This window comes from Pseudomonas sp. MF6776 (assembly GCF_016613125.1).
Classification (GTDB): domain Bacteria; phylum Pseudomonadota; class Gammaproteobacteria; order Pseudomonadales; family Pseudomonadaceae; genus Aquipseudomonas; species Aquipseudomonas iridis.
Window position 1 is genome coordinate 1 of the sequence record NZ_JAENSQ010000059.1, and the last position, 15,071, is coordinate 15,071.

At 51.4% G+C, this 15,071-nt stretch carries 13 protein-coding genes; 10 read left to right on the forward strand and 3 right to left on the reverse strand.

Translation table 11 applies throughout. The features are described 5' to 3' along the window. Positions 1 to 114: 114 nt before the first annotated feature. The 7 genes from JJD74_RS29695 (at position 115) to JJD74_RS29725 (ending at position 10,025) form a co-directional block, all read left to right on the forward strand. On the forward strand, positions 115 to 2,016 hold the full coding sequence (locus tag JJD74_RS29695) for a DUF3732 domain-containing protein (protein ID WP_200617943.1): 1,902 nt from the start codon (positions 115 to 117) through the stop codon (positions 2,014 to 2,016). 222 nt (positions 2,017 to 2,238) lie between these two features. Then, positions 2,239 to 3,618, forward strand: a complete 1,380-nt coding sequence (locus JJD74_RS29700) for a hypothetical protein (protein ID WP_200617944.1) — start codon at positions 2,239 to 2,241, stop codon at positions 3,616 to 3,618. A 175-nt stretch (positions 3,619 to 3,793) separates the two neighbouring features. After that, positions 3,794 to 5,203 carry a hypothetical protein gene (locus JJD74_RS29705; protein ID WP_200617946.1) on the forward strand — a complete coding sequence of 470 codons (1,410 nt, stop codon included), beginning with the start codon at positions 3,794 to 3,796 and terminating at the stop codon, positions 5,201 to 5,203. A 172-nt stretch (positions 5,204 to 5,375) separates the two neighbouring features. Beyond that, positions 5,376 to 5,993 carry a hypothetical protein gene (locus JJD74_RS29710; protein ID WP_200617948.1) on the forward strand — a complete coding sequence of 206 codons (618 nt, stop codon included), beginning with the start codon at positions 5,376 to 5,378 and terminating at the stop codon, positions 5,991 to 5,993. Then, positions 5,986 to 7,095, forward strand: a complete 1,110-nt coding sequence (locus JJD74_RS29715; protein ID WP_200617950.1) for an XRE family transcriptional regulator — start codon at positions 5,986 to 5,988, stop codon at positions 7,093 to 7,095. The genes JJD74_RS29710 and JJD74_RS29715 overlap by 8 nt, the downstream gene beginning before the upstream one ends. Before the next feature lie 504 nt (positions 7,096 to 7,599). Further along, a complete protein-coding gene (locus JJD74_RS29720) occupies positions 7,600 to 7,779 on the forward strand; it encodes a hypothetical protein (protein WP_200617951.1) in 180 nt (59 codons plus the stop codon). A gap of 26 nt (positions 7,780 to 7,805) precedes the next feature. Beyond that, complete coding sequence (locus tag JJD74_RS29725) at positions 7,806 to 10,025, forward strand: hypothetical protein (protein WP_200617952.1); 2,220 nt, start codon at positions 7,806 to 7,808, stop codon at positions 10,023 to 10,025. A gap of 150 nt (positions 10,026 to 10,175) precedes the next feature. On the opposite strand, the gene JJD74_RS29730 is transcribed toward JJD74_RS29725, so the two are convergent. The 3 genes from JJD74_RS29730 to JJD74_RS29740 all read right to left on the reverse strand — a co-directional run bounded on the left by JJD74_RS29730 (position 10,176) and on the right by JJD74_RS29740 (position 13,004). Beyond that, a complete protein-coding gene (locus tag JJD74_RS29730) occupies positions 10,176 to 10,514 on the reverse strand; it encodes a hypothetical protein (RefSeq protein WP_200617954.1) in 339 nt (112 codons plus the stop codon). A gap of 346 nt (positions 10,515 to 10,860) precedes the next feature. Further along, complete coding sequence (locus JJD74_RS29735; protein ID WP_200617955.1) at positions 10,861 to 12,453, reverse strand: alpha/beta hydrolase; 1,593 nt, start codon at positions 12,451 to 12,453, stop codon at positions 10,861 to 10,863. 95 nt (positions 12,454 to 12,548) lie between these two features. Beyond that, positions 12,549 to 13,004, reverse strand: a complete 456-nt coding sequence (locus JJD74_RS29740) for a helix-turn-helix domain-containing protein (RefSeq protein ID WP_200617958.1) — start codon at positions 13,002 to 13,004, stop codon at positions 12,549 to 12,551. Between the two features lie 174 nt (positions 13,005 to 13,178). On the opposite strand from JJD74_RS29740, the gene JJD74_RS29745 reads away from it, so the two are divergent. From JJD74_RS29745 to JJD74_RS29755, 3 genes are all read left to right on the forward strand, one after another. Further along, positions 13,179 to 13,910, forward strand: coding sequence for a metallophosphoesterase (locus tag JJD74_RS29745; RefSeq protein WP_200617962.1), 732 nt, complete (start codon positions 13,179 to 13,181; stop codon positions 13,908 to 13,910). Positions 13,911 to 14,105: 195 nt separating this feature from the next. Beyond that, positions 14,106 to 14,408 (forward strand): hypothetical protein, encoded by a 303-nt coding sequence (locus tag JJD74_RS29750; protein WP_234451928.1) that lies wholly within the window; start codon positions 14,106 to 14,108, stop codon positions 14,406 to 14,408. Between the two features lie 114 nt (positions 14,409 to 14,522). Continuing rightward, positions 14,523 to 14,957 carry a DUF6957 family protein gene (locus JJD74_RS29755; protein WP_200617959.1) on the forward strand — a complete coding sequence of 145 codons (435 nt, stop codon included), beginning with the start codon at positions 14,523 to 14,525 and terminating at the stop codon, positions 14,955 to 14,957. The last annotated feature ends 114 nt before the right edge of the window (positions 14,958 to 15,071 follow it).

The window sequence follows — 15,071 nt, forward strand, 5'->3', positions numbered from 1 at the left end:
GGCTGAAGCCTTGGGTACGACCGATTTGAATGGTGGCGCGCTCTTCAACGCTGAGTTCGGTATAAGACATAGGGGCAGCACCGTACCGGAAAGGTCAGGTGTTGCACTCAGTTTTTGCCGCCGCCGATTTTTGACTATTGCATGGGGAGCAGCGAGGACACCATTCCTGTTGGGGTCATTACCGATCGCTCAAAGATATTTTTTGCTGCGTTGCAGTTTTCATCGTTCATTCTTGTCATTGGACGGAATGCAGGATCCAATAGGTGTTTTCTTCGGGAGGTACCCAGTTCGCAAGCCGATAGCCTTATCGCGCTGATCGAAAGTGTCAGGGCGTTTTTTGACGACCGTCACTATGTTCCGTTGGCTGATTTTATTAAGGGCTTGGGGCGTTATTTTGGTGTGACGCTTGAAAATGTTGACGTTAATCCTTTCCAAAAGGAACTCACCGGAAAGAAGAGTGAAACGCCATCTATCCGAAGCTTTCCATCGTTCATGCTTCAGCATCAGAATCTTGTCGCCAATAAGCACGCCATATTTTACAGGTTTGATCAAAAGCACAAACGTGATCAGGCAATTGATCATTTCAAGATATTGATGGGGATCGTCGACGAGAGTTACTTTGATTTAGCCAAGGAGCACTTCGATGCTAAGCAGGAGCTTCGTCGTATCCAGTTGCAGATTCCGAAACAGGAAATGGTCAAGACAAACACGCTTGCGCTATTTTCAAGCTGCCTGGCTGAGTATCTTGCCCTTGCAGGCGCTCCACTCGTCGAGCTGACACCTGAGGAGATTTGGCAAAAGCCGAAGCCGGCACTGCGCAAAGTTATGGAGCGAACCAGTCGAATAGATGGTCTGTCGACAGAGTTCGAGAAAAAAAGAAATGAGCTGCTTGATGCAAAAGCGGCGTTGATGATCAAGCTTCGTGCGGCACAGGCCGATCTGCGTCTTGCCAAGACATCAATCGACTCAGCCAGTGGGTTCGGGCTCACCATGACCTCCCTGCCGATCCCGAGTGCCAGCGCACTGGAGGAGCCTACGATATGCCCATTTTGTGATTCACCTGCCCACGCTCCAGAAAATGAGGCGAACAAACTCTCTGACGCGATTCATTGGTTGAACACTGAGCTTAAGCTTTCTTCCTACGCTCGTGAGAGCTTTGGCGAGGAGCGTCGTGTCATTGAAAAGGAAATCAAGGACATTGAGAAACAGCTCAAAGAGGTGCAGAACGCCCTGAACCCGCTTGAAGAGGAAATCACCCGACTAAGGCTGTCGAAGAACGTTGACGAGTCGGCTCAGCGGGCCAAGTTCCGGCTTGAAGAGGCTATCAAGGTACGTATCGAGAAACCTTCGTCCGACCTGATGGACTCCGAGGCGTACTGGAAGGCACGGGTGAAGGCCTTGGCGGACGAGATGGCTGAGTTCAAGGTCAAGTCTGAGCTTAATAAGTTGGAGGACGAGATCAATGACAAGATGCGCGAGATTGGCCAAAACTTCGACTTTGAGGATGCCTACAAGCCTGTCGATTTGAGGTTCGATCTTGAAACTTTTGATCTGTGGCACCAAAAGGACAAGGACACAAAGGTGTATCTGCGATCAATGGGTAGTGGCGCCAACTGGCTTTACTCACATTTGACCTTATTCATGTCCTTGCATTATCAGTTTGCGGCTCGATCTGGCGAAGGCTGCAAAATTCCTCCAATCCTGTTTCTTGATCAGCCAACGCAGGTCTATTTTCCCGCTGCCCTAGACGCTGGCAAGACCTTTGTTCCAGAAAAGCTGGCAGTTCAAGCTAACCGCCAGGACAAGCTGGAGCATGACATCGAGGCGGTGACAAACATGTTCAATCGCATTGCCAACTTTTGCACCGATACCTTCCAGCAGACAGGCATCATGCCTCAGATGATTGTGTGTGATCACGCAGACAACCTGGAGCTGGAGGAGGGGTTGGAGTTCAGTGATTTTGTGAGAGCCACTTGGCGTACGCGCGGATTCATTGCAGAGGTTGAGCAGGTCTAGTGGAAAGCTACATTGGAAAGCGAGGGGGCTCGCTTCTTTACTCAAACGCATCGCCCATTTCGCCGGCTCACCCGGCGTTTGAGTGATGATGGTAACTGCTGCAAGCTCTGGATATCTTTAGCAAGTTCCAATGCTGCTGGCAGCACTCTTACCGCGCACACATTCCGTTCCCCTCACGCCCTCGATCACCGATCCGCCAGCTAGTTACAAGGAAAAATCACAGTGGATGTTCGTCAGGTTGAATATGCAAGAATCAAAGCTTTTTACAACCTGCTGGTGGATAGGCTTGGGGCTAACGTCTGGGCTAAGAGAAAGGCCGCTTTTGTGGAGCGTATCCGAGCGAAAGAGTTGAATATTGATCTGAAAATGCCGATCGAGCCCCAACTTTTCGTACCGCCAGAGGACGATATTGACTGGTATATTTTGGTGGCTGAGTTGGCTTATGACTCCCCATACAGCGACTGTGCCTATAGCAGCGATCGAATCTATCCGTACGCCAAGGTCATCGGTGCCTTTTCAGAACTGCTTCGGAAAGTCCCAAATGTGAACGGGGTTCTGAACAAGATGCTGGCTAATAACACGAAGCCTGAGACGCAAATTTTCGAGCTGCTGACGGCCTCGTTCTATCTGAAAAATGGTTATGAGGTTTCCTTCATTCCGGAGAGCAGTCTCATTTGGCCGGACGGAAAAACGAAAAAATCACCAGATCTGCTTGTCAAAGCCGATGACGTGGAGATCTACGTTGAGTGCAAGCGAGCGGACAAACAGACTCAATATTCGCAGATTGAAGAAGAGGCATGGGTCAGCATATGGAGTCAGTTGAGCCAGCATATGCTTGAGGTCGCACCGTGGAGCATCGTCGACCTGACCTTTCATGATCAGGTATCTGATGCGACTGCGGATGATGTGATCAAGGTGGTGAATCGCGCTATCGAAATTGGGTCTGGCGGGGTTCGGGAGGGAGCCATCAGTGCACAGATTCGTAGGATTGATAGGGGACACCTCGAACGCCATTACCGCAGCAACTCTGTCAGGGCCAACAGCCCTCAGCATGAGTTATTGGTATTCGGTGACATGGATAGTAATGAAAAACGCAGCATCGCGACGATTGCAGCGAGCATCGTTCGGCCAGGCGACTCGAACACCATTCTCAATATTTTTGTTCAGGACGTTGCCAACTGTGTGGCGGCTCAATGGCGGTGTGACCATGCGATCTCGCACGAGCGACGCTCACGCCATTTTAAGGGGCTCGCCAACAATGCGGTATCCCAGATACCTCCTGATAAACCTGGGGTCGTTCATATTTGGTACGAGACGGTTGAGGGGATCGATATCGAGGAGATGCGCCGGGTTAAAAACATCGACAGTCTTTCAACGTTTGACGCTTCCGGCACATTGGTGATGGGGATTCTGATTCACGGCGTGAATTATTACCCGTTCGAAAACCGCTACGAATGGGCGGAGACACTGCAGTTCTTCGCTCGCATGCCGCAGTTGATGGAACTCTATCGTCATTCCTTGATGCTGTCCGCAGACGACACCCCGGAAATTGAGGATGTCACCCATTGGGAGCAGGACAAGGCTGCCAAATTTACGCAGTGATCCCCGGCGTCGCAGGGTGGTGCTGAAAGTCTGCGCTCTTAAAGCTTGTGTTGGGAAGGTGTGTCGGATGGACACTTACTCATAGGCAGCGAGCGAGTCAGAACTGCCAACAGCAGCCGCCTTATTAGATGCCCATTTGGCTTACTCTAGAACAAATGGAGTGGAGGGTTTCAGGATGAGATACCCAAGGGAAACCCTGCGCCTGGGGATGGCTGCACTGCTGCTCCATGCGATCAAGGAGGCGCCTGATAATTTCAAGGCGTTGCGGGAGTTGCACCGCATGCTCCTTCGTCAGATCGTTAATTGTGAGCGCCGGATTAAGCGGCTCAAAAATGCCAGGCAACGGATTCGCTCTTTCCTTTCCAGTAAAAGGCCTGCAAAAGCCACAGCAAAAAAGCTGAAAAAGGTTCTCCAGGGCATCGATGGGCGGGTCAAGGATATCCATCATCTTTTGTTTTTGTGGCGTTGCTTTGGCGATGGCATCGCGTGCATTTACCAGAGTACGTATAGCCTCAAACACCTTTACTTTGGTGCGGATTATCAGGTCAAAAGTGATCCGGGGTTCGTGCTGGGGAAGGAGGGGTTGATACGGGAATACCGCATGCTTCGTAAAGCTCTCCAATTGAAGCTGCCGGCAGTACTTTCGGATCTGACGAACATCATTCGGCATGGAGACGTTTGTTTACTGGCTCAAGCTGATCCTGTGCCGATTGAGGTCAAGTCCTCTTCAAACAGCAACGATCGGGTGCGACGCCAAATTGAGCAGCTGCAAGTGCTCCATGATTTCTACACGAATGATGGTGCCGCTTCATTTCGAGGACTGCCTTCCAAGCGAATTGCCATTGAGTCACCGGTGGTGAGCTATGAGCGCGAGTTCAACGAATGTATGACCTCTGCACACACGAATGGCATGCAGATTGTGTTTCCTGAGCCAGGATTGACTTACATCTGTGCGAGAACAGAAGGTCAGTGGAGTAGCGCAATGTTGAAAACCGTTGAAACTCACTTGAACGGGTCGACGTTGTGCGTTGCGCTTACTCCAGATCCTACTTGGCTTCCTCACTATTCATTCACGGCCTCACTGTCGCCGGCCAACACCGTTTCATTTATGCAGGAGGTAGTCGTTGGCGTCGTGCTCATCGACCTGGCGATCTTGAAAGACCTGCTTATCCAGAAAAAACTGAATCCGGTGATTCTCATGGATGGCGTGCATGCACTCCAAGTTTCTTGGGGCTTTGGGGTGAAAGATGAAATGTCATCTGATCCTGGTGCGGGCCATGAGATGGGATGCGAGCAGGTAAGCGCTGACATGGCAGCCGGCGACGTGGCTGACGGAATAGTGAATCTCCATCCTTTTGCTGATCAGGGCATTTTCAGGGCCAGTGAACTCCACTTCCTGCGAACAGCCACGCAGTTCGAGTCACTCAATTGGTTTGTTGATGGGCTGGCATCGCAAATGGAAATGATCAAACTTGAGCAGCTACCTGCGACAGCCAATCCAAGCGGTGATGAGTTTTACATGGAGGTGCCCGACGGCTGGCTTGATGCTCAAGACTGCTATATCAGCACACCTTGCAAGTCTTAGCCCTCAGGCCCGGGAACGGATGCCCAATCAGCAGCCAAAATGCCTCGGCGCATCTCAATTGCCCGTTTAGGGGATGGGTCAGTGCGAGCAGGTTGGTTGACATTTTCAAGAAACTGCATAAAAATCTAGTTGACAGATTTTTCGATATGCATAGTTTTTGAGGATCTACCTGATGCTTGAGACTCAACACCCCAGTTATTTCGAACCCCGACTGCAACCAGAGTACTTGGACAGGTTTTGTCAGGAGGTGTCTTCTGTCGCCTACGGTGCGCTGGAAGACTCAACCACCCAATACGACACCGCTTACACGCGCGGTACGCTACTGTTCGGTCGACTGCAGGGGCTTTCCCAAGTTTTGGGTAAAGACAAGTCGTTGCCTTGGTTGGAGTTGAGAAATGCGACGCTGGACTTCACGGTAAGCGTGAACGGTGTCCTGTTTCAGGTGGTCACGGACAATCCTCAAGACATCAGGAAAACTCACCGCATCAAGGCTAATCCGCTGGAGCAACACCAGCTGAGTTTATTCGAGGTGTCTCCAGAGGTTTGCACTTGGCGGGTGTACCTGTCGAGCAACCAGGATCCTGAGTTCCCGAAAATCGAAACGGCGATAGTCGGCTTTGACGCCAATCAGAACGTCGTCTGCCTTTGGAAGCATGAGCAGAGATCAGGTGTGTCTGTTCGAGCCATGGAGCAGCATCCTCAGGTTGATGTAACTGAAGCTCAACCGCTTCGTAAAAAGAAAGACGCAGATATAGGCACTACAACTGATGTTGGCCCGATAGATGGATGAAAGAACGCAACAGCTCGCATTTGGCAAGGAGTTTTCTCCCGAGAAGCTCCGGTTGGCCAGATGCGCCGCAGGCCTTTCGCTTGCGGAGTTGGGTGAACTGCTTGGCGTTAGCCGGCAGTACGCGCACAAGCTCGAAATCAACACTGTTCCTAATAGGGCGCAGATTGAGTTGCTCAGTAAGGCATTGGGCGTAACCGAGGGGTTTTTATCGAGCCCTCGGCGTGGCTCTGTGGAGCTTGAGCAATGTCATTTTCGTAGCCTTCGCTCATCGACACAAACTGTGAAAAAGAGCATTGCTTCTCAGGTTGAGTTGTTTGAACTGTTCCTCGATGGGCTCGGAAAGGAAATCGAATTTCCTGCCGTGAAGTTCTCGACCTTTGACGAGACGCTTGTGAACCACGACTCGATGGAGATCGCCGCTGAGCGGTTTCGCCGTGAGCAGTCGATTGGTATTGGCCCTATCGCGAACATGACCCGCTTGGTGGAAAGTGTTGGCGTTTTGGTTATGAACCTCGCTGATGCTGATGACCGAGTCGATGCATTCTCGTTGTACAACAAGCGACCTCTGATCGTGCGCAACATCGCGAAGGAGAACCCTTGTCGTCAGCGCTTCGACATTGCTCATGAGCTGGGACACCTGGTCATGCATCAGGGCATCGAAACGGGATGTCGCGCTACTGAGGATCAAGCCAACCAGTTTGCGAGTGCCTTGTTGATGCCTCGTGCGAGCTTTGCAGGAGAGTTTCCTCCGATGCGAGGGCAGTACCTTAACTGGTCTGCACTGAGGGAGCTCAAGCTACGTTGGAAGGTGAGTTTCAAAGCGCTCATTTATCGCGCGCAGACGTTGAATCTGATCACTCAGGATCAGGCACGATCAGGCTTCACCTATCTCAATCGCAATGGATTCACTCGGCGAGAGGAGTTGGATGAGCAGATTGAGATGGAATCTCCGAGTCTTGTTCAGAAAGCTATCGAGCTTCTGGATCATGCAGCGTGGCGTGGCATCCTGAAGGATTCTGGACTGACAGATGTGCTTGTTACCGATCGCTTCATGCTCAAAGTGCCCGTCGCTCCCTTGTCTCTCCTGAAGCCAGGAAGCTGATTTTGCTGGCTGCTGGAACAGGAGAGAACGCAATAAGCAGGTGCCTAGATTCACTCACTGGGCAATAGAAGCGAGTCAGACATTAGCCTAAAGCGATTACTCAAACGGCTCACCGGCGTGCTTCATTGAGAAAGGACGCAAGTGTTTGACGAAGGGCTGACCTGTCATGATTCGGCTATCGTTTCAGTTTTCTAGACATGAGCCGATAGCTGGATGTGGTGTGGACACCTTTGAGCATCGAAGCTAAGGTGAGTGCACGTAAGCTCTGAACGCTAGTTTTCAGCGGTTGTCTTAAACGGTGGAAGGATGGTGTTCATGTGCTTCTGAAGAAGCGGCAGTGTTCACTGAAGCGCACAATCTGTATACTGATTGACCAAATGAATGCTCGAACGCCCGCGTAAGTGTGTGAGGCTTCGATGAGCTGCAAGCGCTGACTCCACCGATTGTGGTTAGCTTAGCTCACATGCTAATTTGAATTATCCATGCCGTTTCTTGAGAGAAGCCATGAGTCTGACTGCACTGATTGAGCTCACCAATCGAAGAAAGTATGAGGCGTCTGATGTTCGCGCCGCGCGAATGGAGGAGAGCCGTGCGCGTCTGCGCCAGTACGACCAAGAGATTGAGAAGCGTATCGCCTCCCAAGCCGTAAGCCAGGCCCTGCTAGCTAAGACCTGCAGCCTCTAACCTATTCTCGAAGGAAAAAGCAGCCGATGGCTGCTTTTTTTATGCCTATGACTCCGTACCTTGTTTCTCAGTTTGCGAAGCCGACGATCACCAACCTTGTCAGGGAGTGTTTCGGGTATGACTTTCCGGACATTTTCAGCAAGGATCAGGTCGACTACCTGTTTACATACCTGACCTGCCTGAAAGCCAAGACAGTGCTCTTGGAGTTCAACTACGTCGATAAGGACTACCTGGAAGACTTTTCACGTTACTACGTGAAGCGGTTCGGCAACGACGGTCATAAGTGTGCACGCCTTCACTTTTTTTCCTCTGAGGTCGACCATCGAACGATCACGTCGATTCTGAAGCGTGGTAAGGCCGCGCAGCGAGAAATCAATGCCCTGAACAAAGGCTATCTTGGTTTCATGGTGATCAAGCCGTTGCCGCGAACGTTCATCGGGAAGACCTGCCTGAAGGTCATGCCTGATGAGCGAAGCGAGAGCAAACGCAAGCGACGGCTCGCTCGTGAATACAATGTCGACCTGTTCGGGATCACGCTCAAGGTGGAGTCAATCGCCTTTCAGGAGCAGGATAAGGTCGTTGCCGCCTGTGCGACGACTGCAATTTGGGCTTCCTTGCATGCGTTAAAGTTGCGTAGTACACGCAGCATCCATTCGTGCAGCGAAATCACAATCAACGCCATCAACCATGTTGAGGACTCCTCCAACAGCTTTCCGAGTCAGCAGTTGAGCAACAAGCAAATTCTGCGTTCGCTAGACGTTGAAGGATTGCGCTACCACGCCAAGAGCATGGAAGCGCCTGATAAGGATTATTTCCTGCAGTCAGTGATTGCGCACATCGATAGTTCACTTCCCATGATTCTCACTGGCGATGTGTTTTCCCACGTGCCGACCATTCCTACCCTGGCTGCAAATGATGCAGGTTCGGACGGTGTTTCGGACGCCTCGGAAGCTGCTAGTGAGTCGTCAGCAGAGGACGTGACTGACAGTAGTGGCGGGCAAACGGCTAAGCCAGTGTTCAAAGCCCGTGGAGGGCACGCCATTTGTGTGGTGGGCTACAAGGTCGATCAGGACGAAGAGGTTCTCTACGTTCATGATGATCGGCTTGGGCCCTATGCGCGGGCGAAGCTGATCGGGATTGATGGGTATAACTTGGTAGACGGTGCGGCTCCACGCGACATCAAGTGGGCGCTTGGCTTGCAGCGGATGAACGAGACAGGTGGATGGGATGAGCCGCACGAACTCATCACGCCCGATTTTTCCGTAGTCCCTTGCGACAGGAAGGCACGACTTCCTTTTATATACGTTTATGAAACCTGCAACGTCATCGTCAAAGAGCTGAAGAGCATGGCGGGTGACGAGCCGTTGGATTTATTAAAGTACGATATTGAGCTGCGTGAAATTTCTGATATTCGACGCGAGGTTTTGGCACACAAGCCCGACACTAAAACCCTTTATGGTGAAGAGTTTCCCGATGCCAGTCCGGAAGAAATTGAGGCGTGGCAAGCGAAAAAGGTTGAGTTCCTAACCACCAGTTATGCACGACTCCAGTGGGTTGTGTCATTTAACTGGGAGGGCATGCCACTGTTCAAGGTACTCATAGACGCCAGTGAAATCCCTCAAGGTAATGCGGTCTCCGCCATTCTGGCTTATGACATCTTTTTGGGTGAGGCGTTGCTGGATTTGATTCGGCAAAGTGCTGATCCGGATGAGGTAGAGGTCAACTCCGGTCACTTTTATCAGTCGTTCCTTCGCCGTTTGAAAACGAACAAGTCCTCTCGTACGAGTTACTTGGACGAGAAGTATGGCACGCCACGAGCACCCAAAAACCTCCGTGAGAGCGAGTTCGAGGGTGGCAACATCGTGCTGAACAAGACGCTCCAGATTTTGTACGAGCCTAGGGGGGAAAAGTTGCTGGACATGTTCCAAAAATTCGCTAACGGATCCGTCCAGAATTTGATCTGGGCGATCTCACTTGAAGGTGATTTGCTGATTGCGGAAGAGTACGACGGCCGTGGACACCCCAGCATCACGGGTTTCAAACCGGCTCGAATAGCAGGTGAGATCCGGCGGCCTAAAAAAGGCAAATGGCTTCTCATCAATGTGGAGTCAGGGCGCTACAGCCGCGACTACATTAATCGGGACGAGCTGCTGCTGAATGCGAAAACCCGTTTTGAGCGCTATTTCCCTGAGCAAAAATTCAGAGTTCAGATAGTCAAGGATGAACGGGTGGCATTGACGGTGTAGCAGCCGGCGGGAAAACCGAGCCACGTTTTGAGATGCAGAGGCATGCAAACCAAGAGAGCATTCAGTCGAAGGTAAACGTAATTGTCGTTTACCGTCGAAGAGGAGATTCACCTTGAGTGCTCTAAAAATCATGTTCAAAAAGCTGTTCAGCTATACCCAGACGACCTTGGCTTGAACGCGCTCCCAGCCCTTTTTAGGATCCAGCTCCAAAAGAATTTCGTCGCATAACAGACTCGGCGCACCGCCCAGTCTCAGAGAACCGGTGAAGCCCTGGCGCGTGCGTTCGTCCAGCCAATGCTCCAATGGCAGTGTGATGTAGTGTTTGAGTGTGGCCAGCGGGAGGGGAGGCGTGCCGGGTTTTAGGTACCACAGCAGCGCGCTGGCTTCATCCAGAAGAGTGGCAAGTTGCTGATCGGCGGTGTCGATGGCTTGGGCGGCTTTCACGATCACGCCCAATAAGCGTTGGACGACGACCTCGTCTTGTTCCATAGCAGTATTCCTGCAGCGCTAGCGCTGCGGCGGAGTGTGCGTTCTGAACTGATGGAGCAATGCTGATCAGTGAGGCTGGTTCAATATTGGGAAAATGCAAGGCGGGAGGACGGGCAGTTTCTGTTGCAGAACGATTGTTGCCATTGGTTAATCGCTGGGCCTGCAGCAAGCCCTGTGCTTGAAACCCCAATTGAAACAATCGATTTTTTTTCGCGCAGATTTGCTGAGGTTGCCTCTATACACCGAGACGACGGCAACCTCGGAAAGCGAAACCATTCCACTAGCTGCCACATCAACCGAGCGCTGTCGATCACGTTAATTAGCGGCTAGCAGCTGAAATCTAAAGTTAGGACAGTTCGTAGTGACCGAGCTCGTTTATTTTGACTCCTGCCCGGCGATCGGGCGTGAGTCGCTCTTGAATGATGTAATACAGATCGCGAAATACCTTTGAGGACGTCGCGAAGTAACTGTGTCCTAAACCAAATATTTCAGCTCCCGCTGACGTAACGTCAATAGTGGACAGGTCTTGCATCACTATCGGAGGAGAGGCGTCACCCGCGCGAGCCAAGGTCTTGAGCTTCCTTGAAAGCATGATTGCTCTATCTTTTCTGGACGCGTACAAGGTCACCTGGTCGTACTTGTTGAATATGCGACCTATCTGCCTGAACCTGCCAGCGTCTATGTCTGGCGCGGCAAGGACAATCTGGCTAATGGGCGTAGTACCGGGCGCGCTGTTCCAGGTTTCAAGCACTCCAAGCAGGGCACGATTACCCATGCTATGAGCGATGATGTGCAGCCGACTCAATCCAAGCTTCGTGGTGACCTCGGTCAGGAAAGTACGTAAGTGATCCTTCGACCAATCTACAGTCTCCTCGTCTTCCGGGTATTTTTGAACCTTGCCGCAAGAGGCCCAGCTATAGCACAACTTGACGCCTGGAAACTTAAGGTCGTGGCCAATCTGAGCTGTGCGCCAAAGGGCCTCCTCAAAGCTCACATTGAACCCATGGATGAACAGCAAGCCTTCACCCTCAGACATTTGGGCGTTGCGGATCCAGTCACTCACATCCAAGGGCGTAAGTTTATGGATGACAATATGTTTGTTGGGGTCTTGCTCGGGTGTTCGGAAAAACAACCATTTGGAGCGAGGACGCTCAATTTGGCCCTCCGCATGTACGTCAGGGACTGACACGCTTGCCATGCCGTAGGTGACTTTGTCTTCACCTCTGAGATCCCCGAATGCCACTTCTCCTTCGTTGTCGATCTCGATTAATCGGTCAGTACCGAAATGAAGAACATGTTTCTTGAAGTTCTCTACCTCGGGAATGGGCGCCTTGTTCTCGGGTTTTTGAGAGGCGAGCTCAAACCGATTACTACTAGGTTGTGCAAATCGATAGCTAATCACTTCTTCGTCAACAAGCGCGGGGTGTCGCTTATGCGGGGTAGGTGGGGGATTAGAGCCCAACAGATCTCTTGAGTCCATGGTTGGACGCCGAGTTACAACTTTCTGACGTGGATGTGCCTCTCCAGGCTCTTGTAACCACCAGCGTGTATCTTCTAGGCGTCCATTCCTTTTAATGGTGCGCGCGCGGTCTGGAGGCGAAAGGGTGGAACGGGTAATCAGTCCTCTGAACTTGGATTGTTTTATCAAAAGTCTGATAGCACCGTCGCTCAGAGAGTGGGTATCAAGGGTCTCTCGGACAGTGTCTGATTCGGCCAGTAACACAGTCTGGCTGCACGTGTTACGCAATGCGTCGAATCGCGACATCAAGGAAGGGCGTTCAATTCTATCTATAAGCGTAGTGACAAACTCTCCAGCAGGTGCTGTCTGCCATGCAGTAAAAAGATAGGTCGAACTTACGAGCCTTTCGTGCGGTTTCTTCGTCGCTATATTTTGGGCGAGGATAGCAATGGCCAGTTTCAGATCTTCAATCGTTCTCATGCTCTACCTTGGCAAGTCCTTTGAATCCTTTCTTCCAAGTCGGCCTCATCCGCCGTAACTGGAGGCTGTTGATGAAAAATGGTGCCTGAGGGCGCTCAGGCCTGACGATGCCAATGACGACGTACCGTCGACTCAGCCATTTCTAGCTCCCGTGCAATATCCGCTTGTGAAAATCCTTGATCTTTCAACTTCTGGACTTTTTCTCGCGCTTGCGCCGCTGCTGCTACACCCGGATGCACCTTTGCCTTAGCCTCAAATGGAATGGCCACCTTGAGTAGAGAGATCGACTGAAGATCTTTTTTGGCGAGTTCCAGGACTTCGTCGGGCGTCAGTTCATCCTGCGCCGCAGACACCAGTGCCATGAATGCAACGGGGCTCAGTCCCATAGCTCCAGCGAGATCGATGATCGCTTCGAGGCTAGGGGAAGTTTTCCCATTTTCCATCTGGCTGATGTGCGACTGAGTGATGGCTCCACTCAAGGCATGTTGGGTGAGGCCTCGTTTTTTCCTCAAGACCTTGAGCGCTGCTGCGAATGCGGTGCGAACAGACATTTTCCGTTCCGATAAAACAGAGTTATATGCCCCGTTTGCTATCCGCCACTCAAATCTATATATTTATATTGCTGGCGGTATTGGTTCGATATGCTTGCTTTTCAGGCCTCGGAATTCGAGGTCAACCTTGTCGTCACGTTATCAATTTAGCCGTAAATCGAGACCAGGCCATTGATCAAGCTTCATGTGCTTTCAGACATGCACAACGAGTTTTCGCCGTTTGAGCCCGTGCCAGGAGACTATGACCTAGTCGTGCTGGGCGGCGATATTGACGTCAAGGCGAGAGGGGTGAAGTGGGCCAATGAGGTCTTTGAGTGCCCAGTGATTTACGTATGCGGTAACCACGAATTTTATGGTGGGCACATTGATTACACGCTGCGAAAAATGAAGGAGCAGGCGCTACCGAATGTCCATGTTTTAGAGAACGAGACCTTTGTTTGGAACCAAACGCGGTTCCTTTGTGCAACGGGCTGGACTGACTTTTCGTCCAGCGGGAACGTCGTTGCTGCAACGCAAATAGCATGGGATTGGATGAATGATTTTCGAGTCATTCGGACTGAAGAAAACTATCGACGATTGCGTCCGTCCGACCTGATCAGTCGAAACCATGCGTCATTCTCCTGGTTGACCAACCAGCTGAATGAGCCCTTCGATGGCAAAACAGTCGTCTTGACGCATCACTCGCCCGTTCCAGAAGTGAAGGGCGACAAGCATGAGGGACACTTGAGTGCTGCTTACTCAAACAGGTGGCACGAGCTTCTGGGTAAAGCGGATCTTTGGATTTTTGGCCATACCCACCGGGCCGTTGATGTGATGTTGGGCCGCTGCCGTGTGGTATCGAATCCTCGGGGTTATCCAGGTGAGCAAACGGGTTTCGATCCAGGCCTTGTCATCAGCCTTTCGTGAGCTCACTGAGATGGTCGTCGACTTAGGGTTTCTATCAATCTGCTTAACGATTTTGACGCGCACACCTTTTGAACACTCGTCCCCAATGTGTTGCGCAAGGGCTGCCAGTAACGGTGTGAAAAGCATGGGGAGGGACACGTGCACAAAAGAATTTTTTCCATGGAGGCCAGCCACAGGGCTCAGGTGTAACCCAGCATGAATGAGCTTCCACCAAGCATTCCCGCCGCAGTGACAGCGACAATGGCGATCGATTTTGGAATGCCTGTCACGGCTTATCTGGTAGCCGCCGTCGATACCCCTCCGATACTCATGGGGACGGTGTTTGGCGATACCAGAGGGCGGTTTCGAGAAGGCGCCAGTATCAGGACATCAAGGATACAGAAGGCGTTCTTCATCGAGGGCTACTCGTTGTTCAAGACTGTCGGTGGAAGTCTCTACGTCGTAGTGAGTTGGGTACCGCCAGGAAATAACGTTTACATGAATCGTGTGTACCACTGATTGGTCGGTGAGGGGTACGTTCTGGTTGAAAGCTGCGGTTGAAAACGACTCAGAAAAATTAATATCTGCTTGGGCTATCGGAAGTACGGGCAGATAAGGGTGGTATAGAGAGATATGGTTGTTTCAGATACAGAGCTACTAAGTGAGTTGCTATTCGGATCAGCACGAGTCCTGGGTGGCTCAGGACTTGACGACAGTGAGCTAATCGAACTGGCGACAGATACCTTTATCGAGAAGCCATTTTGCATCGTTAGGCAGTGGATGGTGTTGGATGTCATGCTCCCGGATTTTCGGGATAAGGAACTCAAAACACAGGGCCTTGAGGCAACCATCCTGTATGCCCAAGCCGTGGTGTTCGACAGTAGTAACAGACTCCAGGCAGGCGATCGCGTCCTCAGTGATTTTCAAAGCGACTTCGATGGTTGCATATTTGAAAGCCAAGACGTTCTGTACATCTTGGCCGGTCGCGGGTCGCGCAAGCACGTGAGTGTGCCTACTGTTGAAGCGTTACGTGCTTTTAAAAGTGATGCCTTTATTTGTTGCCGCTGACCGAAAACTGACCCAGTAGAGGCTGTTCTGCCGACTGAAAACTGACCCAGGTGTTCAACTGCTTCTGCTCAATTTTTGAGCAGGAGAACACAGGGTGATCAGTATGGAAATGAT

Excerpts from the sequence above, each read along its gene's own strand:
- JJD74_RS29735 (WP_200617955.1), bottom strand. The coding sequence starts at position 12,453 with ATGAGAACGATTGAAGATCTGAAACTGGCCATTGCTATCCTCGCCCAA.
- JJD74_RS29710 (WP_200617948.1), top strand. The coding sequence starts at position 5,376 with ATGCTTGAGACTCAACACCCCAGTTATTTCGAACCCCGACTGCAACCA.
- JJD74_RS29720 (WP_200617951.1), top strand. The coding sequence starts at position 7,600 with ATGAGTCTGACTGCACTGATTGAGCTCACCAATCGAAGAAAGTATGAG.
- JJD74_RS29740 (WP_200617958.1), bottom strand. The coding sequence starts at position 13,004 with ATGTCTGTTCGCACCGCATTCGCAGCAGCGCTCAAGGTCTTGAGGAAA.
- JJD74_RS29715 (WP_200617950.1), top strand. The coding sequence starts at position 5,986 with ATGGATGAAAGAACGCAACAGCTCGCATTTGGCAAGGAGTTTTCTCCC.
- JJD74_RS29755 (WP_200617959.1), top strand. The coding sequence starts at position 14,523 with ATGGTTGTTTCAGATACAGAGCTACTAAGTGAGTTGCTATTCGGATCA.
- JJD74_RS29705 (WP_200617946.1), top strand. The coding sequence starts at position 3,794 with ATGAGATACCCAAGGGAAACCCTGCGCCTGGGGATGGCTGCACTGCTG.
- JJD74_RS29725 (WP_200617952.1), top strand. The coding sequence starts at position 7,806 with ATGGCTGCTTTTTTTATGCCTATGACTCCGTACCTTGTTTCTCAGTTT.
- JJD74_RS29730 (WP_200617954.1), bottom strand. The coding sequence starts at position 10,514 with ATGGAACAAGACGAGGTCGTCGTCCAACGCTTATTGGGCGTGATCGTG.
- JJD74_RS29750 (WP_234451928.1), top strand. The coding sequence starts at position 14,106 with ATGAATGAGCTTCCACCAAGCATTCCCGCCGCAGTGACAGCGACAATG.